This is a genomic window from Saprospiraceae bacterium (assembly GCA_016710235.1).
In the GTDB taxonomy this organism is placed as follows: domain Bacteria; phylum Bacteroidota; class Bacteroidia; order Chitinophagales; family Saprospiraceae; genus Vicinibacter.
The window spans coordinates 3,099,802-3,126,628 of record JADJLG010000001.1; the positions used below are offsets into that span (position 1 = coordinate 3,099,802).

Consider the following 26,827-nt stretch of genomic DNA (forward strand, 5'->3'; position numbering starts at 1 on the left):
TTTTATTCATATCTCACACGAATTTCTCCAAATCCCATGGGTAAGTAGATATTCAGATCGCATTTCAAATCTGACATAGAAAAAAATATTTATATTTACCATTGGAATTCAAGGCATTAATCCCCTTCCTCCGAATTAAAATTACTTTTATTTAGACATTTACCAATCCGGTTGAAAAACTGGCATTATATTTATTTATAATATATTGATGAAACGAATAATATTACTGAACGGTTTATTACTGACCGTAATGACAGCTATCATGGCACAACCCTGTGCTGATGCAGGCAAGGATACCATGATTTGCGGACTTAGCTATTCGTTGATCGGAAACCCATCAGGAGGCTCTTGGACGGCTATCTGCCATCCGGCAGACAGTATACTAATGATCATCGACAGTATCTCTCCCGGCAACAGCACTGTTAAACTAAATAAATGCGGTAAAGTTGAGTTCGTTTACACAATCTATTCCGGAATTTGTCCTTCGAATGATACTGTGGCGGTTAGCTTTGAGAATCGGTCTTACACTATCGAGACTTTAAATCATGAAATTGAAATTATATATTCGAGCTCAAATTGCTATTCCGATCCAATTGATTCTTGTGGCCAGACTAGGAGTCTTGGAGGACTTGATCCACCGAGCCCCTTGTGGAAATTCAATTTTCAAGGAGTGTGCGAATTGGTAAAACTACGGTTAGATATAACAGGTGCTGATTACTCCAATTGTTCAGCTGATAGTTTCCAGGTCGGCATCCAAACTCATATGGACACAACTCAATTAATTTGGTCAACCAGACAAAATGCATTTCTCAGTTTTGATCAGAATCAACAAATTTCAGACAATAGATTGGATGCTTACATCAGCCAGATACAACAAAATGTATTAAATGATCTCAAGGCAAAATGTCCCCTTGAGAAGTGTTTTGTAGAAACGAGCACTTGTGGAGATACACTGGAATCAGACACTCTGAAATATGTGGTTCCCATTCATAAAGGTGGACATTGGGTATTCTTGGACAATGGCACAGAAGTAGAACTGAACAAACTCAGCGTATTAAGAATAGGCACCAAAAACTATTCCCTAAGATTCTCCAGAAGCCCTGATTATTATGGACCTAATGCTCAAGAAATTCAATTAACGGAATTGGATGACAATTTTGAAGAAGTAAAATTTTCCCAAAAAGTCAATATAGAAATTCAATGGAAAGAATTCTGGACATATGACACTTTGGAATTTATCTTTCCCAAGGAAATTTCTGATCAGAGCTGCTCATGCTTTGGCAGAAACCTGTTGTTTGAGGCATTACCGGAAGTCAAAGTTCCGGAATTTAATTGCCCACCTATCACACTTAGTTTTACGCCGGACATTGAAATTCAATTCACAGGTGATCATGGATTTTGTAAAGAAGAATTTGCAGAAATTGGCACTAAATCAACATTTGAGACTTATTCGTGGTCAAATGCATCTGATGAAAAGTCTATAGTAGTATTTAGAGAAGGTTATTACTCTGTCATGGTGACAGACAGTTTTCATTGCAGCGATACCGCAGGAATTTTCATCAGACAGTATCCTTTACCAGAGTTTGAAGTAAAAGCAGATGAAAGGATATTATGTCGCGGTATGTGTACTGTCCTGAGAGCAATCGGTGATACCAATAACATTGTGATCTGGAATCTCATCGATACTTCCAGAAATATTGAAATTTGTCCTGACAGAACACTTCACCATCTCGCTCAAATGATTGATTCTAATGGTTGCCAATCCGATAAATCAATTGAGGTCATAGTAGCTGAAACTCCAGATCCTAATGCAGGTCAAGACCTCCAACTGACATGTAGTGTACATTTTGTCAATTTGGAGCCTTTTCGTTTGGATACCATTATAGGTAGAAAATTTTTCTGGACGGGTCCTGATATCCTTCCGTTTAACAGTCGACTTGCTCAACCCACCGTTGCACTACCCGGAATCTATATATTGTCTGTGGTAGATACATTTTCAGGATGTACCGGAAGAGACACAGTTGAAGTATTTGATAATACTCTGCCGCCTTATGTTTATGCAGGAGAAGATCAAATTTTAAGTTGTGGTCACAGCCAGATTGGGCTCAAAGGTGATTCATCACACTATGGATTGGGTTATCTGACAGAGTGGTTTGGTCCGGATGTGAATTCGTCAAATAAAAATATGATCAATATTTCTGTAGGATTACCAGGCCAATACATTCTCAAGATTATTAACCTGACAAATGATTGTACTGCGACTGATACAGTAATAGTCAACAGTGATAAAGACCTCCCTCTAGCTGATGCAGGCATAGACAAGCTGATTGCTTGTGATTCTGTAGGCACTACAATTGGAGGTAACAATGGAAGTTTCGGACCTGATATTACTTATATGTGGTCAGGTCCTGATATCAATGCTGGAAATATGTCCCGAAGATTTCCCTTCGTGCGCGTGCCTGGCAACTATACATTAATTTTGACCAATACAATGAATTTCTGTCGGGATACAGACATAGTTGTGGTAGCCAATGTTTCGGTTTTCCCTATGGCAAAAGCAATCAAGTCTTCTGATTTGGGTTGTGGAGTCGATTCGACTTTTTTAAGTGCCAATTCATCTACGGGTAATAATCTCCAAATCATTTGGACAGGGCCTGATATCACAAGTGCAAATTCTTATCAGAAACTAATTTCTATCAAGAAAGAAGGACAATACATATTGACTGTCAGAGATAGCATCACTCATTGTCTGAGCCATGACACAATACTAATCCATTTCAATGGACAATTTCCGGATGCTCAGGCAGGACCGAATGTTCAAATCAATTGTCAAAGAGATTTTGCAATTTTGGAATCATCGATTAATGAGGCTGATTCAAACATAATCATAAAATGGTCTGGACCTGATATCAACAATTCTAACAACTCTGCGCGCAAACCTATTGTTACACTTCCCGGAACGTATATTCTGCATGTCAAGTTCAAAAACTCTTCTTGCGAAATCTATGACACTGTACAAGTAAGTGAAAATCTTATTAAACCCATAATAGATCTGCCTGATACGATTAAATTAAATTGCAAAAGCAGGCTAAGTAATATACTACCTCAAACCAGTAATATATCAAGTGAATTCAGGTTTAGATGGCTTGGCCCACAAACTGACACAATCAACACAGAAAATATTGCTTTGATCACAAATAAATCGGGTGTTTTCGTTTACAGTGTTCTCCCGCCAAACACAAATTGCAATTCCTCAGATAGTGTTTATATCGATGTAGACACTACACTATACGACATAGGATTAGCTCAAACGCTCATGTTACCTTGCTCAGATAAACAACTAATTTTTATTGCGAACCACTCGGAGAAATTAGATTCTATAGTGTGGTATAATTCAAAAGGAGTAAGACTTTACGGCAACAAGGAAGGAAAAGAATTCACTTTCAGAAATGCAGGGGATTTTACATACGTATCTCATCAAAGCAATGGTTGTGTAACTTCCGGTGTCGTTGAGGTAATTTTGATCAGTCAGTTGGAATTCAAAAAAGAAATTGTTTCTTCGTGCCCAAATCAGATCAATGGCTCTTTGACAGTTTCAGATTTGAATGGTGCATCTCCGTATTCCGTCACACTTGATAACAAAGTCCAGCCTATAGGACGAACTTACTTTACAAATTTATCACCTGGCCAACATATAATTAAAATCGTAGATGCAAATCAGTGCCTTATCATTGATACTTTTTTTATTCATGCTTATCCCGGACTCGATTTTAAATTTTTAACAACAGATACCAGTTACTTGTGCGGAGAGGAAACTATTGAACTAGATGCATATTATGGAGATAGCTTGATTTACAACTGGATTGGAGAAAATGTAAAGACACCGCAATTAGTAGTCAATAGATTTGGAATTTTTACTGTTGAATATAAAGATTTACACCAATGCGAAAGTGTCCGAAGATCATTTGCGGTATTACCCGATACCAGAGAACTTGAAAAAAGTATCAAGATTCCGAACGTATTCATTCCTACAGGAGAAGATATCAATAAAACTTTTAAGCCTTATTTTGAAAACCCCGAATCCATTAGCAATTATGATATGTCAATTTTCGACCGCTGGGGAAATTTGGTTTATTTCACATATGACCCAACTCATTCATGGGATGGAACAAAAAATTCGGAAGCAATGCCGATGGACACATACATTGCCGTTATTTCGGGGAAAATAGATTTGTGTGGAGAGAAGTCCGAATTTAAATTTACCAAAGCAGTCCAGCTGATTCGATAAATTTTTGCTCGGTTTTCTAAAGATTGAAATTTTTTACTTTAAAAAAAATTTTACTTATTGTTTTATGAATTTCAAAGAAACCGAATTCATACAATATCTCATACCTGTAGGTTTTGGTCCATCTTCAAAGACATGACCCAAATGTCCGCCACATCTACCACAAACCACCTCAGTTCGTACCATACCATGAGATTTGTCTTGTATTTCCTTTACATTGGTTGAGTTGATAGGCTTAAAAAAACTCGGCCAGCCTGTACCAGATTCAAACTTTGTGTCAGAATTGAATAGCGGCAATCCACAGGCCCGACAATTGTACATTCCATTTTCATGATTATCCCAGTACTCTCCGGTAAAGGCTCTTTCCGTACCTTTTTGCCTCAACACGTAGTACTCCATCTCAGATAATTTTTCCTTCCACTCCTGTTCTGATTTTATAATTGGAATAATACTGTCCATAGCAATTGATTCTAGTTGTTCGGTATTTGATTTAATATTTTGTTCGGTTTGCATTATTTTATGCTCGACAGGTTTCTGCCCACAATTCATCAACAACAATACAAAAATGCTGAATAATATCATAAATATTGATTTTATCATCTATAACTACTTTCTTCCTGTTTCATTTTCTGTAAGAATGTATTTCATGATCCACTTCATCAAATTTATTATACTCAAAAAAACCAAGAATACAAACGTGATGACAATGAGCACAAATTTGAAATGCACAAGATCTAGAATATTTATACCAGTAATGATCCACCCACCAAGACATGCCAACATGGTCAGTATGATATAAGACATCAACGATTCTCGATAATAAACCAAATGCTCCTTGGAAAAAAAAGTAACAACACAATTCATGACCACAAAAAATAAAATAGGAGCTAAAAAACAAATCCAATAATCCTCTTTCTCCACAGTCGTGATTTTCATCAAACTAGCCATGTAAAGAACAAGGACCAATAATATCATAATGCCAAAACAAAGTAAAAGTTGCCTGAATGGCGTGAGTCGATAGCCAAAAAAATCTACGTCCTCTTGTTTCATTATTCTTTGAATTGCGGTATTGCAATCAAATCAAAATGATCAGCTGCAGTGATCTTGGCTTCTACAAAATCTCCTATTCTCAAATAAAGATTTTGAGCATTGATATGTACCTCATTATCTACTTCAGGGCTATCTGCTTCAGTCCTTCCCACATAATTGCCAGACATTTTCTGGTCAACCAATACGCGGAAAATTTTACCAACTTTCTCTTGGTTCAACTCCAGCGAAATTTGTTCCTGGATATCCATTACCCGAGACGCTCTTTCCTGTTTTACTTCAAGTGGAATGTCATCCTCCAATTCATAAGCAGAAGTCCCATCTTCATGTGAGTAAGTAAACACACCCAACCTGTCAAACCTATTTCTTTGAATAAATTCTATCACTTGCTGTACATCCTCCTCAGTCTCTCCGGGAAATCCTAACAACATAGTGGTACGCAAACTAATACCCGGAATTTTATCCCTAATCTCGTCAATGAGTGCTTGCATTTCTGCTTGGGTAGTTTGCCTTTTCATTGCTTTCAGTATTGGATCGGATGCGTGTTGCAAGGGAATATCCAAATACTTGCAAACCTTTGGTTCGCTTTTCATCACTTCAATAATCTCCATAGGAAACTTAGCAGGATAAGCGTAGTGCAACCTTATCCACTCGACGCCATCTATCTTACAGAGTTCGCGCATCAATTGATCCAAACATCTTTGTTTATAAATATCGAGACCATAGTATGTCAATTCCTGTGCTATGAGTATAATTTCTTTCACACCTTGCGTGGTAAGGTGTTTGACTTCATGCACAATCGATTCAATGGTTCGCGACACATGGGCTCCACGCATTAAAGGTATTGCACAAAAACTGCAGGTGCGATTGCATCCCTCAGATATTTTTACATAAGCGTAATGACTTGGTTTCAATAAAATTCTTTCACCGATTAATTCAGATTTATAATCGATTTCAAAATTTTTCAACAGAAGCGGCAATTCCATTGTACCATAAAAAGCATCTACTTCTTTAATTTCGTCTTCAAGCTGGTCTTTGTATCTTTGAGATAAGCACCCTGTGACAAATAATTTTTTTAGGCTCCCAGTTTTTTTCAATTCTGCATAAGACAGAATTGTGTCAATAGATTCCTCTTTAGCTTTGTCAATAAATCCACATGTATTGATTATCACTATTTCTGAATCATTTTGATCAGCATTGTGCTCTACAGTTATCTTATGGTGAGCTAAATGGGTGATGAGATTTTCTGAATCTACAAAATTCTTAGAACAACCCAATGTGACTACATGGACTTTTTCTTTTTGAAAAGTTTTTGTTTTCAATAAAATAACTTAATGTGCAAAACTACGTTTATTTCAACAAATGATTTGGATATGAAGGGATTTTCTATAAGAGGTTTGAACCTGATATGGGTCCTTACATTGTGGTTCTCGATAGATGTAAAGGCTCAATGGGGTGCTGAAATATGGATTGCGTCATCCTCAGATCATTACAGTGAAACACCGGATATTGGGCTTACAGACGCCTACCTCAGCCCAAAAGTAGCTTTAAACAGGTGGTTTAGATTAAAAAATTATAGACTGGAATTTTTACCGGGTGTTGGATTTTCTTTTGCTCAGAAAAATCCTTCCGGAAACGGCTTGGACCTGAATTCTACACACCTGTATTTACAAGTCCCTGTTCTCATTTATCCCTTGAGCTTTAAAGACGATTGCAACTGTCCAACATTTTCCAAGCAAGGAAATACGATCAAAAAAGGCTTGCACTTTTTTATTAATCCCACAGTTCAATATGGATTTCACAGGTACTCCAGTTCTGAACAAAAAGAAACACTTCGCCAGTGGTCTACCGGGATCGGGGCTGGTGTAGGCTTGGATTTGGCCCTCAATAAAACTTGGACACTTACCCCAAGTTTAGGCGTTCAGCAAAGCTTCGGCGAGGAGTTATGGCGATATTGGTCTGATGATTCTGTTTCAAAGTTTCGAACTTCAGAAATCATGGTTGGGATTCGAATGCATTACAGGCACAAAGCCAAACAGCGATATTAGGCCTTTTGACCTTGAAGCCAGGCATGCACGAAGTGCCACACTGCCACTCCTGCAGCTACGCTCACATTGAGTGAATGTTTTGTGCCAAATTGAGGGATTTCAATGCAAACATCCAATTGTTCCAACACAGTATTTTGTATACCTGTGACCTCGTTACCTAAGACTAAGATGATAGGTCTCGACCAATCCGGAGTATAAGATTGCAAGGACACAGAAAGGTCTGTTTGTTCTAAGCCGATAATCAATGCATCTCTCTCAGATTTGATGCTGCCCAATGATTTTGCCAGATCAATGGATTTATCCCAGGAAACCGTTTTGGTAGCACCTAAGGCTGTTTTTTCTATTTCAGGATGTGGTGGAATAGCAGTATAACCTCCCAACAAGATAGACTCCAAAGCAAAACAATCAGCTAGGCGAAACAGCGATCCAACATTGTGTCCTGATCGAATGGAATCAGCAGCTAAACTTAGGGGGATTTTATTTTTTTGGATGAATTCAGATGGAGCCAACCGTCTGAGTTCTTGCATAGTTAATTTTCGCATGTGTTTACCTCACTACTGTTATGTCACCATGCAGTTGTTCCGTAGTATTGTCTTTCCACTTCACTTTCAAATAATAGACATAAACACCGGGGTTGACTTGAGAATGTTTGAATAATCCGTCCCAGCCCAATTCCGGAGTATAAGCATCAATGTCCTTTGCAAAAAATACTCGTTCACCCCATCGGTCAAAAATTGCAAATTCCTCAATCGCGGCAGCAGCAGAAGGCGTGATTACAGGAAAAAAATTGTCATTGATGTGATCTCCATTCGCTGAGAAAATATTCGGCAACCAAATCTCGCGACCGACTATTTTGATCAAAATATTGGCTTCTGCTTCACAACCATCTTTTGTAATAATACGGATTGAATAATTTTGATCTGATGTTAAATTTTGAACGACAGGATTTTTGCAGTATGAGCAGCTCAAATTACTTGCCGGATACCATTCTATTGAGCTGATTTCAGAATCAGGGACAGAAAATACAGGATCCAGAGTATAGTTGACACCCTGAACCAACTGAATAGTTGCTAACAAATCTACTTCTACAATGGGACCATCTTTTATGCTAAACCGTTCTTCAAAATCGCATCCATTAGCATCAGTGATTTTTAAAAAATGATTTCCCGCACTGAGTGACACTTTCTTATTTAAATCGGTTGTCAATCCATCAATTGTGATATTATAAGGTCTTACACCTCCTTTTACATCTGTCAATGTAAACGAACCAAATAAGCCCACGCAAGGCGAATCTTCAACCATTTTTGAAACAGATCGAGGGATATCCGTATTCAACGTTACCAGAACTGAATCCACATTATTACAATAGTTTTCCTGATCAGTAACGAGCAAATAATATTTCCCTGGTTTATCAACCAATATGCTCTTTGAATCAATTGGTGAAAGAATATTGCCTGAGGTAGTATGCCATGCAAATGTGATATTTTGATTTTGGAACGAACCATCCAACTGAACAACACTATCTCTACAGGTCAGAACCCTTGCTGGACCTGCATCGACAAATGGTTGAGATAGGTTCTCTATCACTAATACACTGTCTTCGGCAATGCATAGATTAGAATTATTCGTTATTTTAAATTTATAATAGCCTGGTTTGTCAACTAAAGCGAGTGTTGAATCTGTGTTCCCTATTATGTTTCCATTTGATGAGGACCATTGGTAACTGAAGTTACCTGCACCTGAATTATTGTTTGCCAATAATTCAATTTGCTTATTCAAGCAATTGAGTGTATCTGGAATGTTGATCGTCACACGTGGAAAATTTATATCTAACCGGACTGTTACTGTATCCAAATCAAAACACCCATTTACATCATCTTCCACCCTCAATACATATGAACCAGCGCCACCTACGGTTAAACTTTGTTGATCTGAAGGACCAAGAATGATTCCGTTTAATGTCGACCAGGAGTATTTGATATTTCTAGCCTGTGAACCCAAACCAAATAGAATCAAAGATTTGGTATCGCACTTCCAGATTGTGTCAACTCCCGCTTGGGACATGGGTTGAATGGTATCTTGGAGAACGATCACTTCTGTTGAGTTCTTGCAAAAATTGGATTGATCAATGACTTCCAATTGATATTTTCCCGGGACTGAAATGACCGGATTCAAAATCATAGAGTCTTTGATCGATGGAAATGATGATGAACTCCAGTTGAATATTAGCTGAGCACCAGATTGTGTCTGTACCCTACCCTGAAGCTGAATCGTTAAATTCCTACAATTCAAAACTAGGGGTTGATCAATCTGAACCAGCGGGATTTTTTGATCCGGGATGATGATCAACTTAACAGTATCACCACAGAGACTCAAGGTATCTATTGTAATCAAAACATATTCTCCGGGTGCCGCCGCAATCAATTTGAGGGACTTTGGATCAGAATTAATTTTGCCGTTGATCGTACTCCATTGGAAGGTAGTGCTTGAACTTATAGTAGAGTTTAAAGGATCCACTACAATGACTGAATCCCCACATGAAAAGTAGAGACTATCGCGCAATTTCACCTGCGGCTGAAATTTTGCATATTCAACAAAAATACTATCCTGATAAGAACAATCTGTTAAACTGTCTGTCACAGTCAAACCATACCAACCTCCTTGTGTGACGGATATGGCGCTATCAGACAGATGTGTAATCACTGAACCTGATGACGAACTCCAAATTTTTGAAGTCCGTTGATTTGATTTGTCACTGCTGATGAGGATGCTCTCATTCTTACAATTGATGTCACCACTTTTTTTAAGTTTAAACTGAGGTATTGCCCTGACATCTCTGATATAAAAACTATCTTCACTAAAACATCCATTTTTTAGATCGGTCTTCCTGATCGTCCCATTTGAGGATTGGACAAATGCCCAACTTGCAGAAGTATCGGAAGGTTGAGTGTTGCCTGAAACGGACCAGTTGTAGAGTACATTTTGATTTTCAAATCCCAAAATATTGACCCAGGCTGTATCATGGCTACAGGTGATCAGACTATCGAATTGTAGTTGCAAATCAGGTTGCTGAACATCCTTCTTAATCAACCATTGTGCTGTATCGGCACATTTGGTAGATTTGTCCACCAATATGACACGATATATACCTTCCAGGCTTGCTGTAATGCTTGTCTCTCGGTCTATCCGATTGTTATTTGGTAAAATCCAAGTGATCTGGTATTTCGAAGTATCTATATTTTTTGATTGCAACAAGGCGGTATTTTTCCGGCAATTTAAAATGCTGTCTCCCCGAATTTGCGCCTGAGGCAGGGTCGTATCCCCAAATACATATTGCTGAGTTTCAAATATACATCCCGACTCCAGATCTGTAACAAAAACAGTGTACCATCCCGATTGGGTGATTTTGATGATAGGGCTCCCCTGCCCGGATATAATGTGTTGATTTGAACTCCAACTGTATTGGTATCTACCTGAACCATTGAACACAGATGCCGTCATAAGAACTGTATCCATCTGACAATTGGGTACACCTGTCACGATGATTTCCCCTTCCAAATCATCTGCTACGTCAACAAGTACTTCCACTTCTTTCTCACAATAGACGGTTCCGTTGTCATAAATTATTTTGAGTTTATATAATCCGGAACCTTTAGCCATTGCTTTTGATCCGGAGACATTCAATATATTTCCTATATCTGTACTCCATTCATACCTAATATTGGGGCCGGAAGAAGATCTGCTGCCATCCAATACGAATTCTTCGGATTCACATTTTGGTTTGACAGGAATATCCAACACAGCTCTTAAATCTACAATTTCGACAATGACGTCATCTTTGTCATCGCATTTTTCAAACATAGTGATGTCGTCTATAGTAAAGTCATTGCCACCTGCATTTCCAGTCAATTCTCTCAAACAAATAGCAACGTTTGCCGCACTTGCCATAAAGCAATATTCAAAAGTCACCCAGTTGCAGACAGAATTCGCAGCTATCTGACCCACATCGACTCCATTAAAACTAATACTTATAAGTGGAGGATTGGCACCAACCACACTCTGAGCGGAAACGGAAAAAAGATACATTTTTCCGGGAATCAGGGTCACTGTCTGGCACCAGATATTATTACTTGTATTGACAGATCCATTGACAATCAATTGATTGCCTGACCCAGAGGTATGATCTCCACAGGGGCTGAAGCCAGGGTGAAAAGCAGAAGGATCGGGACCGACATTATAAGTACCTTCAGGCAATAAACTATTGGAAAAATTATAATTGGAGGAAAAGCCGGTCTGGCCGGCTTCAAAATCACCATTGTCTATAAGATTGAGAGTACTCACGCCACTCGTGGTGAGCGTGTAGGTATATCTGCCAGGTGGAGCGATTACAAGGGGATTTAAACTGTTGGGATCACTCAGATATGTCCTCGGATTCCAAGAGAACATGCTACCATTAGCATTGCCCTGAAGTTCAGGAGGCATCGAGGGATCACATGTAAACTGATCAGGGCCGGCATCTGCATCAACGCTACACTGAGCCATTAAAAAGACAGAAGAATGCAGCATTCCAAGCAAAAGCAATAACTTTAAAATCCATTTCTCAAGCACAAATGCTAAAGTAAGAATTTTCTAATTGGAACCAAGGAAATTTATCCTAAAAATGAAACTGAATCTTTCATAAACATTATTCCAATCCTATCCTGTCTTTTTTGGATAAGCCTTTGACAACCTGAGAATAACTGTGATCTATCAATTCCTTCAATATTTTGTCTGAAAGCTTCCCTTCAAAATCTACTGTGTTCCAATGTCTCTTATTCATATGATATCCAGGCTGGACTTCTTCATACTTGTCCCGGATCTCGTCGATGAGATTTGTATCATACTTGAGATTGACCTGCAGGTGACCTGCTTCCAAACCTGTCAAGGCAAATATCTTTCCCTTTACCCTGAAGACTAGAGTTTCTTCACCAAAAGGAAAGTCATGAGACGTAAAAGGTTTGGATAAGCAATACTGCATAAAGCTGTCAATATTCATAATTTCATATGGATAACTGTAAAAATAAGAAATCACTGTAACTTTACGTAATGAGGTGGAAACAAATACTCTTAGCACTAACATGGATATTCAGCTTAGAATATGGGGCCGCGCAATGGCACAACCAAACTTTATACCCTAACGACTCAGGATTAATACTGATAACAAAACTGGTCAATGATTTCAAACCTTCAATAGTTCTGGATTACTCTCCAGCTCGGGTAAAAATGTACACAGAAATTTACAACGAGGCAGATACGGTCAGATGTGTTTATACAAAACATGCACTCTATGTCAACCATCTGAGTCAAGATGCAATCGCAGATCTATATAAAAATGGAAATCCAAATGGCATCACATGTGAGCATACATTTCCACAGAGCATGGGTGCTGAAACAGGAAATGCAAGATCAGACATGCATCATCTCTATCCAAGTAGAGCAGCCGTAAACGAAGCAAGATGGAATTATCCCTATTCTGAAATCGACGACACAAAAACAAAACACTGGTTCTATAAATCCACTGATCTCATTTTGAAACCAGGAAAAGAAATCAATGAATATAGCGAATCTATAGATGGTTTTTTTGAACCCAGAGAAGATCACAAAGGAAATGTTGCTCGAGCGATATTTTATTTTTTCACGATGTACGAATTACAATCCAACAAAAGTTTTTTTGAAGGCATGAAAAAAACTCTTTGTGATTGGCACCTTCAGGATCCTGTAGATTCATTGGAATGGGCAAGGACATATGCGATTGCAAAGTATCAGGAAAACAAAGCTAATCCTTTTGTTTTGGATTGTAGTCTCACCCGACGGACATATTGCCCACAATCTGCTGTTTGTAAAACTACAGAATCATATTTTTTAGATGATATTTCTGTTCAACTATTTCCAAATCCAAGCCAGGATTTTTTTGAAGTGATTACCGACCAAAGTTTTGATATCAGGTCTCTTCAAATTTCAGATATGGAAGGCATTTCTAAGTCACTGAATTTTGAAAAATATGAAAACAGGTACCAAGTAAGATTAAATGATATTTCACCAGGATTATATCTTTTGAGAATCACATCTCAAGATGGAAAATTCATTCTTAAAAAATTAATCATCAGGTAGCGGAAGGGATTCAACATTCATAGTGAGATCTTGATCGATTCATCATGGGGATGATAAAATAAGTTCGTGGATATAGCGCTTTATTTTGGTAATCGCTCCGACTTCCAGGGTGAAATAAATTTGGAATTTCATTTATAAATTTATATCTTTGAATCATTAGCATAACCAAATCCTGAATAGTATCATGAAATCCTATATTTATTATTTTATTCTAATCTTAACTGTCTTTTTCCATGGCTGTTGTGCTGATTGCCATAGTCCTTGTGCACAAGCTTTAGAGGCATATCAAATCAATTTTTTTTGTTATGTTTTTGACAAAGAAACCAATGAATCGATCGTAGGTCATTGTCTTGACTGCCCCTACTCTGATAAGGTATCCACACTGGTCGATATGTACGGAGATACGATTAGAACAGAGGGGACTATAGATACCGATGGTGCGATGAGATTCTTACTTATTAAACATGGCCGCGACAGTGTAAACTATCCCATCCACCAGGAGTACTATCTGCACCTCGTTGACTTTGACAATGTGGAAAGGGATGTCGATACCATCTCCTTTGATTTCACCCTCGTCCATTCTGATCGGTGCGAGATGTACGACTACAAAGACTTCAGATGCTATTATAATGACAGCCTGTATCTCACAGAGTACAAATGGTACAAAGAAGGTGGACGCGTTATCTTTTATAAATAAGCAATGCCAGATGAATAAAATCAGTTACTTCTTCTGGGCGTGCTCTTCAATGGTTTTCAAAGGCTGTTGTGATGATTGTGGTGTCCCCTGTTCACAATCATTAAGCGATTATGAAATCGCTTTTTTTTGTTATGTTTTTGACAAAGAAACCAATGAGTCTATCGTAGGTAATTGTCTTGACTGCCCCTACTCCAATACAGTATCTACACTGGTCGATATGTACGGAGATACGATTAGAACAGAGGGGACTATAGATACTGATGGAGCGATGACATTCTTTCTGATCAAACATGGCCGCGACAGCGTAAACTATCCTATCCATCAGGAGTACTATCTGCACCTCGTTGACTTTGACAATGTCGAAAGAGACGTCGATACCATCTCCTTTGATTTCACCCTCGTCCATTCTGATCGGTGCGAGATGTACGACTACAAAGACTTCAGATGCTATTATAATGACAGCCTGTATCTCACTGAGTACAAATGGCATAAAGAAGGTGGACGCGTTATCTTTTATAAATAAACGACGCCGTATGAATAAAATCAGTTACTTCTTCTGGGCGTGCTCTTCAATGGTTTTCAATACTTGCTGCTATAACTGTGAAAGTCCCTGTGGACAATCTTTGGAGGCATATCAAATCAATTTTATTTTTACCGTATTTGACAAAGAAAAAAATGAATCTATTATAGGTCACTGCCTAAGTTGCCCCTACTCTGATAAAGTATCCACGCTTGTAGATATATATGGAGACACGATTAGAAATGACGGGACAATCACTGCAGGTGGAGAAATGATTTTTCCACTTATAATAAAAGGCCGCGACAGTGTAAACTATCCCATCCATCAGGAGTACTATCTGCATCTAGTTGACTTTGATAATGTGGAAAGGGATGTCGATACCATCTCCTTTGATTTCACCCTCGTCCATTCTGATCGGTGTGAGATGTACGACTACAAGGACTTCAGGTGCTATTATAATGACAGCTTATACTTCACAGAATACCCTTGGTCTTCAGGTTGGGGAATCAGGTTTTATAAATAAAGACGCTACATGAATAAAATCAGTTACTTATTCTTGGTGTGCTCTTCAATGGTTTTCAATAGTTGCTGCTATAACTGTGAAAGTCCCTGTTCACAATCATTAAGCGCTTATGAAATCGCTTTTTTTTGTTATGTTTTTGACAAAGAAACCAATGAGTCTATCGTAGGTAATTGTCTTGACTGCCCTTACTCTGATAAGGTATCCACATTGGTCGATATGTACGGAGATACGATTAGAACTGAAGGCACAATAACTGCAGGAGGTGGAATGAGATTCAGCCTTATCAAGCATGGCCGCGACAGCGTAAACTATCCTATCCATCAGGAGTACTATCTGCACCTCGTTGACTTTGACAATGTAGAGAGAGACGTCGATACCATCTCCTTTGATTTCACACTCGTCCATTCTGATCGGTGCGAGATGTACGACTACAAAGACTTCAGATGCTATTATAATGACAGCCTGTATCTCACAGAGTACAAATGGCATAAAGAAGGTGGACGCGTTATCTTTTATAAATAAACGACGCCATATGAATAAAATCAGTTACTTCTTCTGGGCGTGCTCTTCAATGGTTTTCAATAGTTGTAATAAAAAATTAATTAGTGGATGTAGATTAGTTTCCAATGCCTGAAATCTCATTTCTTGCTTTTTGTTTATGTCAAGCAATTTTGTGAAACTACAGCTGGAAATTTGCTTTGCAGTCTGAGACAATATAGGCCAATTCCAATTTGATTCGAATCCCTACAAAATCCCTGAAGCAGTCAAATATCTCTCAGCATCCAGCGCAGCCATACAGCCTGAACCTGCTGCTGTAACAGCCTGCCTATAAACTCTATCCTGAACATCTCCACAAGCAAACACACCATCTCGATTTGTTCGACTCGTACCTGCAATGGTTTTCAGGTACATCTGTTCATCCATGTCCAACCAGCCATTGAACGGTTGCGAATTCGGAGAATGTCCGATAGCAACAAAAAATGCTTTGACGGGAATAGTACTTTTTTCGTTGGTAAGGACATTGTTGATATGCACGGCATCTACTTCTTGATCACCTTTGATTTCTACAGTTTCTGTATTCCAATGGATGGTGATGTTTGGAGTGTTCTGTACTCGTTCTTGCATTATTTTTGAAGCACGCATATAGTCTTTTCGCACCAATAAATGCACCTTAGTGCAAAGTTTAGAGAGGTAAGAAGCTTCTTCTGCAGCAGTATCACCACCCCCTACTACTGCGACATCCATTCCTTTGAAGAAAAAACCATCACAAACAGCACATGCAGAAACTCCTTTATTGAGGAGGCGTTTTTCGGATTCCAATCCCAACCATTTTGCACTAGCTCCTGTGGCAATGATCACAGAATGTGTATGAAGGATTTCTCCCGATTCAGTCCATAATTTATGGAGAGGACCATTCAGATCCACTCCTGTGATTCTTTCGTACCTGATCTCGGTTCCAAATCTCTCAGCTTGTTTCTGCAAGTCCTCCATCAACACCGGACCATGAACTCCTTTGGGGTATCCGGGAAAATTCTCTACTTCAGTGGTGATCATCAATTGGCCACCGGGTTCAGCACCCGTGAACAGCAATGGATTCATGTTTGCTCTGGCAGCATAAATGGCCGCCGTGTATCCGGCAGGTCCAGACCCTATAATAATGCAATGTTTAGCTTCCATATTTTCTATCAATTATCTATTCAAAATTTGAGTGATGATTTCTTTTCCCTGTTGAAATAAATAGTCAAGGTCAGACACATTGTTCAATCTGTATTGAGCTCTGTTATAAAATTTCTGACGACTGTTGTATAATGTTTCAAAATCCAGAAAGTTCATAGATTGATAGAGTGGCCTATTCCCTTGCAATTGCAGTCGTTTAAACAGCAAAGGTGCTTCAGAATGTAAGTGAATACATGCATATTGTATCATTAAACTCATATTGATAAAAAAGCATGGACAACCTCCGCCTACAGTGATCAAGGATGGTGTTTGATGCATGCAGTCCAGCAAAACTTCTCTTTCCTGAATTCGAAAAGCCTGCTCTCCTTCACTTTGCCAATATTCCGGGATGTCCATTCCAACGAGATTTTCGAGGCGGCTATCCAAATCAATCCAATTGAATCCAAACTTCTCACACAAATGCTGACCTAAAACTGTCTTGCCAGATGCTGCAGGTCCAACAATGAAAATGTGTCGATTTAATCCTAATTTTGCCAAAATGAATCGTCAATATAAATTTGAAGTGCCATACCTGAACATGATCTTGATGTTGATTGTGGCATTTTCCTGCAAAGAAAATAAAAAATCAACGGTGCCGGCTGAAACTGTGACAAATCCTTATCTAGAGGCCATTGAAAATTCATCAACGGCTTCAAATCCAGTGGATTCATTACATACAGCAAAGTTTGTTTTGGAACAAGACAGTATCGATTTTGGAACAATTACGGAAGGTGACACAGTCAAATACACACTTTACTTTCGCAATACAGGAAATAAAAAAGGCTTGATATCACATGTTGAATCATCTTGTGGATGTACTGTAGCAAAGCATCCCAAAGGATTTATTGAACCCGGAAAGAAGGATTCAATTCTTGTAGAATATCACTCAAAGGGAAAATCCGGCTTACAGTCCAAAGACATTCTTATTTTTGCAAATACTTATCCTCAAGTAACTCGATTTAAAGTAAAAACTTTTGTAAAACCAAGACAATAGAAAATTATGGGTGGATGGTCAATGATTGTGTTTTATATTTTGATTTTTGGAATCATGTATTTTTTTATGTTGAGACCTCAAATCAAAAAACAGAAATTACAAAATGAATTCGGCAATCAATTAAAAAAAGGTGATCAGGTAGCAACTACCAGTGGAATAATCGGCAGAATCACAAAAATTGAAGAGAACATTGTTGAACTTCAGTTAGATGGAAAAACCTTTATCAAAGTTCTCAAATCTGCCATTTCAAAAGAGGCCACTGACTCTTTGCCGGCCAAGCAAATCATAGAATAAACAGGCCTTCAAAGTTGAACTGACTCATCGGGATCTGTCGATTTCAATGGTGAAAGTCGTGCGTCTGTTGAGTTGATGTTGTTCTTCGGTACAATCTGCACAAGCACAATTTATTGCAGGATCGTCTTCGCCATACGGCACAGGTGTCATTCTTGTAATGCTGATTCCTTGTTTTACAAGATAATCGATCACCGAGTCCGCTCGTGCGACTGCCAGTTTTTTGTTATAAGTTTCGTCACCTCTACAATCTGTATGAGCACCGAGGCGTATATTGACTTTGGGATTTGAATTCAAAAGTCTAACCAGCTGATCCAGAGCATGATGGGACTCTTCACGAAGATTGGCTTTGTCAAAGTCATAAAACACATTTTCAAGCACGAATTCCTTATTTTCTTCAAATGGCGTTAGACTTATTTCTTGGACAATGATCAAGGTGCTATCATGTGTCAAATCTCGAGGTACTGCCACAGTGTTTAGAGACAAATTCTGATTGAGGTGTTGTCTGCGTCCAAATTTAAAATCAAATGTAGAATTCGCCGGAAGATCCAGGGTAATGCTGTTTTTTGTTCCTGTGTTTACTGTGATAGAGGAGCCCTCTGTGATCAATATTGAATCGAGAGGGGCCTTCGAAATGCCACCTCGATACATACCGGCAGAATAAAAATTCAATTGCAATCTGATTGAAAAAATTGGTTTGGAAGTCAAGCTGTCTTGACTCTTATCACTCAACAAGGAAATGGATAGTATATCGTCACCTTTGGTTTGAAATCTGTTGGAAGTAAATAGATACTTGTAAACCAGGCTATCTCCCCAAGCTAAAGTAGTGTCCGGAGTCAAACCAAAATCGTCCGCCCCTGAATTGAACGGATACTTCAGATTTTGAGGGGAAGCCCATTCACCCGAAGAAAGTCTGTAAGTTTTGAATATATCCAGACTCCCAAAACCAGGCAACCCGTCACTTGAAAAATACAGCGTATCGCCTTGCCATACAGGAAAGAGCTCCTGCCCTTCTGTATTGATACGAGCAGGTAATAACTCGGGCTTGGACCATTGGTCACCATTGAGATAGCTTATATACAAATCGGTTTTGCCAATACCTCCGCTCCGATCTGAACTAAAAACCAGAACAGAATCTGAGTGATGTAAAGCAGGGTGCTTGTCATTAGATCGACCACCACCTAGATCAAGGGTATGGTCATACTCCCATCGAAACGAACTAACTTTAGCCTGAGCTATCTTGCAATAGGTATTATCAGCATCATGAGAAGAACAAGATGTGTATAAGGCAATTGACTCATCTGCATTGAAGCAAAAAACAGCCTCATGATCTCCTGAGTTGATATCTCCGGGTATTTTCTCTACATCGCCATTGTTTTTCAATCTGTAGATATCCATGAAAGGATGCAAACTCCATGCATATAATTCCGATTTATTGGTTTGTTTCCTATCCGAGCTAAAATACAGCTTGGAGGCTCGATCAAATACCGGGCAAAACTCTGAATAATTCGTATTCACATCATCCAGCCCTTCGATGACAAATTGAGCAGTGCTGTCGATGCGTTTGATCCAATCTTGGTTGGACTTACAGATCGCGATTTCGCGACGATATAGCGGTTGATTGGGAAACTTCTGAGACAGATTCTGAAAGGCGATTGCCGCTGCATCAAAATTTTCTGATCGTTTTAAACTGAAGGCCAGCTCAAGCATAGTTTTGGGATCCGGTACTGCATCTGATGACAGCCGAAACCAAGCTGCGGCTGCATTGAATTTACCTTGATATTGGCAAGATTTGCCGGCATAGTATGCAAAGGAGGCTAGATCTTCTTCTTTCTTAGCAGCATTGTACTTCTTGGTATAGAGTTGTTCTGCCAGTGCATATTCTTTGCTTTGGAATGCCTGACTGGCGCTTAATTTTTTCAATGACTTGCATCCACTTGCTACAATTAACAGGCAAAATGAAACAAACAAGGTAAATGTCTCAACTTTCTTCATACCATGAGGTCCAAAAATAAACAGCCCTTTGTAAAATCATCTACAAAGGGCTGCTGTTTTTTTTACTTATAATATTTATGTAGTCTTTGCTACTTTTTTACTGGTAGTTTCGTGATTGTGTTTTGGCGTAAATCTTAGGTTTTTACCTAAATCCACAATGATCGGTGTGGCAACAAAAATGGAAGAATAAGTTCCAATAATAATACCAATGATCAAAGCAAAAGCAAAGCCTTTGATACTGTTTCCACCAAAAAGGAATAGGATGATGATGGTCAACAAGGTTACAAGTGAGGTATTGATGGTACGCGAAAGCGTAGTATTGATCGCAGCATTGATCAATTCCTTATCACTCTTTGTCGAGTCCATACTGAGGTATTCCTTAATCCTATCAAACACGATAACAGTATCATTCATCGAATAACCTATGACTGTAAGTATGGCAGCGATAAATGCTTGATCGATCTCCATAGGGAAAGGCAAGATACCATGGAACAAAGAGAAAAAGGTCAATACGACCAATGTATCATGCACCAGGGCAACAATTGCTCCTGCACTGTATTGCCATTTATAGAACCTGATCAAGATGTAGATAAAAATTACTGATAAGGAAAGCAATATTGCCTTTGTCGAACTTCTTTTGATGTCATCTGCAATCACCGGCCCTACCTGACTATAAGACAGGATATGAATACCACTTCCTTCATGATTACTGAAATCATCAAAACTCACGTTGGTACCCAAGGCCTTATTGATACCCTCTAGTAATTTAGCCTTTACCTTATTGTTGACATCTGATGATTGGTCATTGATGAGGTAAGATGTTGTAATATTATATGTATTCTTAGTGTCTACACTTTTTACAATCGGGTTACCTTCAAAAGCAACATTAAGTGCATTTCTCAAAGTTTCGGCATCTATATCTCTATCAAAATGGACGTTTACCGAATACCCACCTTTGAATTCCACACCAAGTTCGAATCCACGAGTAAAAAATGAAATCAAACCGATAATTGTAAGTAATCCCGAAAAGATATAAGCATATTTTCTATTGCCTACCCAATCAAAATTAATGTCCTTGAACATTCTCCTCGTAAAATCTGAGAAGAAGCTCATTTCTTTACCTTTGCTTGACCACCAATCAATGATCAATCGAGAAACCAGGACAGAAGTAAAAACTGAGAAAATAATACCTACGATCAAAACCAAAGCAAATCCTTTGATAGGACCAAGACCATAATAAAACAATACAATTGAGGACAACAATGCTGTGACGTGCGAGTCGATAATCGCCGATAATGAATGTTTGAATCCTTCCGCTATTGATTGAAGATATGACCTACCTGCGTTGATTTCTTCTTTGATCCTTTCGTATATGATAATATTCGCATCAACAGCCATACCCATGGTCAATACCACCCCGGCAATACCAGGCAAGGTAAGAACGGTTCCAAATGAGGCCAAAGAGGCAAGAATAAATATGATATTCAATCCAAGAGCAATGATGGATACGAATCCGCCTACTGTATAGTATAGCACCATGAATAACAATACAAGGAAGAAACCTCCTAGGATTGACCATAATGACTTATTGATATTTTCTTTACCCAGGGAAGGACCTACAAGGGATTCTTGTACAATTTTTGTCCGTGCAGGCAATTTACCTACTTGTAGAATATTAGACAAGTCTTTTGCTTCATCTATAGAGAATCGGCCTGAAATTTGGGAATTTCCCCCAAGTATCGGGTCATTAACATTGGGACATGAAACAACCTCATCGTCAAGAACGATAGCTATCGGACGGTTGCGATCATTCGCAGCACGGGTTGTCATATCACCCCAAACTTTCGCACCTTTATTATCCATTGACAACGATACTACGACTTCACCTGACAGGGGATCTGAAGTAGTCAGAGCTCTGATTACCCTAGAACCGTCCAAAGGAGCATCATTGGTACCGGGTTTCTTCTTGATACCATAGATGTCATATAAGTTGGTCAATTCATTGGTTTCATAATTTTTTGTAGCTTTTTGGGCTACTCTGAATTCAATATCCGGAGGGAAAAGAGCTTTTACCTCTGGTTTTGCCAGCAAATCCAAAACTTTGGATTTATAGGCTTTGTCAACAACCCCCAAAACGGCTTCGCTGAAAGCAAAATTTTGCCCATTGCTTTGATTGGGAGAAAATATCTTGAAGAGTGGTCCAGCTTCTCGATTAGGATCATTGGCATCGGGGATCGTGTCCACTCCGGCCAATGTCGAATCAGTCACATTTCCTAGAGAATCGCGTTTGTAGTCGTAGCGATTTTGCAATCTGAATTTCGGCTTTGTTTCTGCAGCGGTATCACCTGCCATCATTGCCTTCAACTTGGTATCCGCATTGACGAAACCGTTGAAAACACCGGGATCCGAAATTCTGTAAACATCCCAGAATTCAAGTTTTGCAGAAGCTTGGAGATACTTTCTTGCTCGCTCAGGATTGTCAACACCCGGCAGTTCCACCACGATCATATCTCTTGCTTTATCCAGCGAGATATTCGGCTGTGTGGCACCAAACTTGTCTATTCTATCCTTGATTCTGGTAAAAGTCATATCGACCGTTTCATCTGCCAATGTTCGTATGGTAGCCTGTACGTCTGCGTCCGATGAATTAAAGGTAATTTTGTCTTTGAGTGTTGCAGATTTTGAGAACAGGGAAGCCAAGGATTTTCCAGTATTCAGTTTCTTATATTCACTGACAAATAATGTAATATAATCTGCCTGGCTGTTTTGCAATTGTTTTTCAGCATTATCTAAAGCCTGAATAAACTGAGGGTCTTTATTATTCCCGGATAGAGAAACCAACAAGTCCCTAAGATCTATCTGGAGCACACTACTCATACCACCTTTGAGGTCAAGACCCAAGGCCAATTGTTGCTTCTTTAAGTCCGTATACGTATAATCTTTGAGTAAGGGAACCTTAAGTATCTTCTCGGAGGAAATGGAATCCAAAAAATGCAACCTCGCTTGCTTTTCAGCCATATATTTTTGGTTTTCATCCTGTATCCCCGCACCTGCTAATTGAGCTGCTTCTTCTGCTTCCCTCTCTACTCTGAGTGTTGGTATATGAAAGAGCAATTGGATTAAACAGACTGCCAAAAGGGCATACAATATCCATTTTACTAGTCCTTTCTGTTCCATATTCTATTTAAAATGAAAAAAAATGATATGTTTTTTTAGAATCCGCAAATATAAGTCAAGAAAACCGATTAAGGCTTATTTATTAACAAATGTTTCGTTTTTCTGATAGAAGTAATAATAATTTGTAAGATACTGACTATTCATTTCATACATATAATTTTTTCTAACTATTTATTCTACCTTGTATTCTGTATTGAATTCTCAAACTAGTACTGATTGGTGCTTCTCTGAGCCCAGGACGAACTGAATATGTCTGATTGGTGAGGTTGTGGACATTCAACTGTATCTCCCACTTTTTAAATACCTTGGAGCATCTAGCACCCAGGATGATATATCCTTTATCGTGTTTTTCATGAAATTCTTTGACTCCCTGGATTATAGCTCCGGTCTCAAACAAATAATCCACCGCCGGAACATCCGCCGAATAGAGTAAATCCATTCCCAGCGACCAGCTATTGTATGTCAGTGTAATATCTCCTCTGGCAGTTTGTTTGGCTCTATACTTTAAGATATTGTATGAAGCACTACTTCCAATGACGTTTAACTGACCTCGAGTTGCAGTCGACCATTCGTTTATTGGTAACTGTCTGCCTGTGGTATCCCATTCCAGAAATTTTGGATTTATCCAGGTCATTCCTCCCAATATTGTACAAGTCAATGGTCCCAGCGGTCCTTGTGTCTGAAAGCTAAGCTCCTGGCCGGTAATCCTTGTATCTCCGACATTCTGAGACTGAAAAGAAAGTTGAAACTCCTCAAAGACCAAATTGAACTCCATCATATCTCTATACTCTTGCCAAAAAATGGAAGCATCAGCTACAGCTTTCCATGCACCAATCACAAAACCTTGCTTAAAACCGGCTTCTGCTGTTTGTCCCGTTTCTGAAGTAAGTTCAGGATTAGCTTTAATTTTCAATCCTCCTGCAGAAGTACTGATAAATTTTTCGGCAAGAGAAGGAAACCTGTAGGCTTGACCCCAGCTCGCTCTCAAATATCCTGCCTTATTGAGTTTGGCGTTGATACCAAAGCGAAATACAGGCTTGCTTTCAGAACTATGCGCATCAATGTTCTTGCCAGCAATCGAACTTGGGCCTTGAATTCCGAATCTTTCCCATCTCAAACCGGCGGATATGAGAATGTCCTTGAACATTCTCTTCTCGGCTTGCAAGAACATTGCTAAATTGGAAGTTTTAAAAATCGTATCACCATATAATGGCGCATCGACAAAGCTGCCCGCAGCGAAAATCCCTCCAACCATTTGCAAACCTATTGAATCCATTGTTTTAGAGCATTGATACTCCCCATAAACGTTTTGGCTTTTGTTCGATTGGTCATTGTCGTTCTGGTTTGTAATGGAATACCACCTCGATAATATCCTATGCCTGAACCCAGTCCGGGTAAAATAACTGATGCCGGGATCCACCGAAAATCTTAGTTTTTTGCTTGTACTATAGCTACCGACCTCCCCAACAAATGATCCCTCACCGTCCCAATAAAAATACGAAGTGCTCTCTCCTCGATTTGCGTTTAATCCGAGGGAACTTGTAAATCTGTCATTCCATCTTTTTTTTAGTGATAGATATGCTCTTGCATTTTCACTCGAGACCGACTCTAGAAAGGAATTTTTATCCGTCCAGGAAAGTGCCGCTGAAACATCAATATCTCCATATTTTTGGAGGTGGGTGATCTGGTGCTGTTGCTCAAATGGTATGCTTTTATTGTTCCACCATTGATTCGATCCCCTTGGTGAATGATATACCCGAACGTTCGTCTGCAGTGAAGTCACAGGATTGGATAGAGGAACTTGAGACCTGAAATGGATAATGCCATTCATTGCGGAAGACCCGTACAAAGCTGAAGAAGCTCCTTTTAGTATCTCAACCTGGCCTATTATTTCAACAGGGAGATCATCCCAATATGGCAAAGCTGCATCTGGTTGTAAAATGGGTAAATCATCCATCAATAGCTGGACCCTGCTTCCGGCTCCATAACTATAACCTGCACCTCCTCTGATCACCGGTTGTCCATCAATGATTTGAACACCGGGAACACGCTCTATCATATCCCTGACCGTGTTGGAGTTCCATTGGTCTCTTTGACGAGGTTTAAGGACATCTATACTTACTGTTGATTCTGCCAGAGGTTTTTCGAATTTTGATCCGGTAATGACGGATGTTTGAAGTGTCAAACTTTCTTCTTCCAAATAAATTACCAAATCCTGAATGATTTGATTGCTCCATGAGATGCTTATCGTTTTGTATCCCAAATAATTTGCATACAAGTCCTTGCCGGAATTGTCCATGGGAATTTCAAACCTTCCTTCGCGATTGGTAAAAACACCAGCTCCATCTTTATACGCTATAGCCACCCCTTCTAAGTTCTGGTTTGTATATTTATCCTTCACTACACCTCTGATTAGTTGTTGTGAAAACAAACTGAGGAGTCCGACAAAATGAAAAAAAAGCATTGCCAAACCGCACACTTTCAATTTATATGAAAACACTTTCTGCATTTTAGAATCTTACTAATGCAATGTTATTCATTTTTTTTGGCAGAAGGCAAATAATCATTAATTTTAGGCATGATTCATAGCTTAAAATTTCAAACTCTTATCTTTTTGGGAATTCTAATTTCCTCTTTCCTCCAATTGGCATATTCTCAAAGTTGCCAACCTGACAGCATTTATCGAGATTCATCGGCAGGAGTTTACCCAAAACCAATTACCCCTGCTAATCCGAACGGAGGGATAGACAAAATTGCATGTATTGGCAAACCTTATGAATTTGTATTTACTGTAAATATCCCTGACACACTGACAGTACCAGGAATTCCAACTTTATTGCATTTGAAATCAGCTAAAATAGACACCAGCGGAGCAATTTTAAATTTGCCTGAAGGCATCAGTTACAGTTGCAATCCACCAAATTGTGAATTTGCAAAGCAAACAACAGGTTGTATCATTTTGCATGGCACTCCAAGCAACAATGCTATTCCAGGTATCTATAAACCGGAAATAACATTGACCATCAATACAACATTATTCCCCGTCACTGTAAAATATCCCGGACCCTATTTTCCAGGTGAGTATTTACTCACGTTACTGGATGCTCAATGTTTGAATTCTTCAAAAGATGTGGACAAGGAAGTCGCAAATTGGTATCCAAATCCAGCTGATTCATATATAAAATATTCTGGAAAGGAAACTGTTTCAAATTTCAAGTTAATCAACAGCTCAGGTTGCACCATATTGCAAGTGCTTCAACCTGAAAGCGATGTTTATGTGGGTCATCTTCAGCCCGGCTTATATATTGCCCAATGGTCTCATGATGAGCAAATTCATCATCAGATCTTGGCTATCAATATCAAATAAAGCATTATTGAAGTTGG

At 38.9% G+C, this 26,827-nt stretch carries 21 protein-coding genes; 10 read left to right on the plus strand and 11 right to left on the minus strand.

The features are described from left to right. The first annotated feature begins 208 nt into the window (after positions 1–208). On the plus strand, positions 209–4,288 hold the full coding sequence (locus tag IPI99_12355; GenBank protein MBK7341306.1) for a gliding motility-associated C-terminal domain-containing protein: 4,080 nt from the start codon (positions 209–211) through the stop codon (positions 4,286–4,288). 54 nt (positions 4,289–4,342) lie between these two features. Here IPI99_12355 and msrB read toward each other — a convergent pair whose 3' ends face one another. The 3 genes from msrB to rimO are packed head-to-tail and all read right to left on the minus strand — an operon-like array spanning position 4,343 to position 6,654. After that, positions 4,343–4,867 (minus strand): peptide-methionine (R)-S-oxide reductase MsrB, encoded by a 525-nt coding sequence (gene msrB / locus IPI99_12360; protein ID MBK7341307.1) that lies wholly within the window; start codon positions 4,865–4,867, stop codon positions 4,343–4,345. 24 nt (positions 4,868–4,891) lie between these two features. Next, entirely contained in the window at positions 4,892–5,335 is a 444-nt protein-coding gene (locus IPI99_12365) for a hypothetical protein (protein ID MBK7341308.1), read from the minus strand. Continuing rightward, positions 5,335–6,654 (minus strand): 30S ribosomal protein S12 methylthiotransferase RimO, encoded by a 1,320-nt coding sequence (rimO, locus tag IPI99_12370; GenBank protein ID MBK7341309.1) that lies wholly within the window; start codon positions 6,652–6,654, stop codon positions 5,335–5,337. Before rimO ends, IPI99_12365 begins: the two co-directional genes overlap by 1 nt. A 51-nt stretch (positions 6,655–6,705) precedes the next feature. Between rimO and IPI99_12375 the strand changes: the two genes are divergently transcribed. Then, positions 6,706–7,380 (plus strand): autotransporter domain-containing protein, encoded by a 675-nt coding sequence (locus IPI99_12375; protein MBK7341310.1) that lies wholly within the window; start codon positions 6,706–6,708, stop codon positions 7,378–7,380. Here IPI99_12375 and IPI99_12380 read toward each other — a convergent pair. The 3 genes from IPI99_12380 to IPI99_12390 form a co-directional block, all read right to left on the minus strand. Next, positions 7,377–7,922, minus strand: coding sequence for a TrmH family RNA methyltransferase (locus IPI99_12380; GenBank protein MBK7341311.1), 546 nt, complete (start codon positions 7,920–7,922; stop codon positions 7,377–7,379). The two genes, IPI99_12375 and IPI99_12380, sit on opposite strands and share 4 nt — an antisense overlap. Positions 7,923–7,926: 4 nt before the next feature. Beyond that, positions 7,927–11,955 carry a gliding motility-associated C-terminal domain-containing protein gene (locus IPI99_12385; GenBank protein MBK7341312.1) on the minus strand — a complete coding sequence of 1,343 codons (4,029 nt, stop codon included), beginning with the start codon at positions 11,953–11,955 and terminating at the stop codon, positions 7,927–7,929. A 109-nt stretch (positions 11,956–12,064) separates the two neighbouring features. Beyond that, positions 12,065–12,415 carry an MmcQ/YjbR family DNA-binding protein gene (locus tag IPI99_12390; protein MBK7341313.1) on the minus strand — a complete coding sequence of 117 codons (351 nt, stop codon included), beginning with the start codon at positions 12,413–12,415 and terminating at the stop codon, positions 12,065–12,067. A 50-nt stretch (positions 12,416–12,465) separates the two neighbouring features. Here IPI99_12390 and IPI99_12395 point away from each other — a divergent pair, with 50 nt between their 5' ends. The 5 genes from IPI99_12395 (at position 12,466) to IPI99_12415 (ending at position 15,792) form a co-directional block, all read left to right on the plus strand. Then, on the plus strand, positions 12,466–13,530 hold the full coding sequence (locus tag IPI99_12395; GenBank protein MBK7341314.1) for an endonuclease: 1,065 nt from the start codon (positions 12,466–12,468) through the stop codon (positions 13,528–13,530). A gap of 184 nt (positions 13,531–13,714) precedes the next feature. Continuing rightward, on the plus strand, positions 13,715–14,227 hold the full coding sequence (locus tag IPI99_12400; GenBank protein MBK7341315.1) for a hypothetical protein: 513 nt from the start codon (positions 13,715–13,717) through the stop codon (positions 14,225–14,227). A gap of 10 nt (positions 14,228–14,237) precedes the next feature. Further along, positions 14,238–14,750: a hypothetical protein gene (locus IPI99_12405; GenBank protein MBK7341316.1), complete on the plus strand. Its 513-nt coding sequence runs from the start codon at positions 14,238–14,240 to the stop codon at positions 14,748–14,750. Between the two features lie 10 nt (positions 14,751–14,760). Further along, positions 14,761–15,270 carry a hypothetical protein gene (locus IPI99_12410; protein MBK7341317.1) on the plus strand — a complete coding sequence of 170 codons (510 nt, stop codon included), beginning with the start codon at positions 14,761–14,763 and terminating at the stop codon, positions 15,268–15,270. 9 nt (positions 15,271–15,279) lie between these two features. Further along, on the plus strand, positions 15,280–15,792 hold the full coding sequence (locus IPI99_12415) for a hypothetical protein (GenBank protein MBK7341318.1): 513 nt from the start codon (positions 15,280–15,282) through the stop codon (positions 15,790–15,792). 222 nt (positions 15,793–16,014) lie between these two features. Here the strand turns inward: IPI99_12415 and trxB are convergent, their stop codons facing one another. Together trxB and IPI99_12425 are read right to left on the minus strand one after the other, a co-directional pair. Continuing rightward, positions 16,015–16,947 (minus strand): thioredoxin-disulfide reductase, encoded by a 933-nt coding sequence (gene trxB, locus IPI99_12420; protein ID MBK7341319.1) that lies wholly within the window; start codon positions 16,945–16,947, stop codon positions 16,015–16,017. Between the two features lie 12 nt (positions 16,948–16,959). Then, positions 16,960–17,484, minus strand: coding sequence for a shikimate kinase (locus IPI99_12425; GenBank protein ID MBK7341320.1), 525 nt, complete (start codon positions 17,482–17,484; stop codon positions 16,960–16,962). A 1-nt stretch (position 17,485) separates the two neighbouring features. On the opposite strand from IPI99_12425, the gene IPI99_12430 reads away from it, so the two are divergent. Both IPI99_12430 and yajC read left to right on the plus strand, forming a co-directional pair. After that, the gene (locus tag IPI99_12430) at positions 17,486–17,980 is read left to right on the plus strand and encodes a DUF1573 domain-containing protein (GenBank protein MBK7341321.1); all 495 of its coding nucleotides are present in this window, start codon (positions 17,486–17,488) and stop codon (positions 17,978–17,980) included. 21 nt (positions 17,981–18,001) lie between these two features. Continuing rightward, entirely contained in the window at positions 18,002–18,274 is a 273-nt protein-coding gene (gene yajC, locus IPI99_12435; GenBank protein MBK7341322.1) for a preprotein translocase subunit YajC, read from the plus strand. Positions 18,275–18,298: 24 nt separating this feature from the next. On the opposite strand, the gene IPI99_12440 is transcribed toward yajC, so the two are convergent. From IPI99_12440 to IPI99_12450, 3 genes are all read right to left on the minus strand, one after another. Then, complete coding sequence (locus IPI99_12440; GenBank protein ID MBK7341323.1) at positions 18,299–20,266, minus strand: OmpA family protein; 1,968 nt, start codon at positions 20,264–20,266, stop codon at positions 18,299–18,301. Positions 20,267–20,341: 75 nt separating this feature from the next. Further along, the gene (gene secDF, locus IPI99_12445) at positions 20,342–23,443 is read right to left on the minus strand and encodes a protein translocase subunit SecDF (GenBank protein MBK7341324.1); all 3,102 of its coding nucleotides are present in this window, start codon (positions 23,441–23,443) and stop codon (positions 20,342–20,344) included. 163 nt (positions 23,444–23,606) lie between these two features. Then, positions 23,607–25,952, minus strand: coding sequence for a TonB-dependent receptor (locus tag IPI99_12450; protein MBK7341325.1), 2,346 nt, complete (start codon positions 25,950–25,952; stop codon positions 23,607–23,609). A 135-nt stretch (positions 25,953–26,087) separates the two neighbouring features. Between IPI99_12450 and IPI99_12455 the strand changes: the two genes are divergently transcribed. Next, positions 26,088–26,810 (plus strand): hypothetical protein, encoded by a 723-nt coding sequence (locus IPI99_12455; GenBank protein ID MBK7341326.1) that lies wholly within the window; start codon positions 26,088–26,090, stop codon positions 26,808–26,810. The last annotated feature ends 17 nt before the right edge of the window (positions 26,811–26,827 follow it).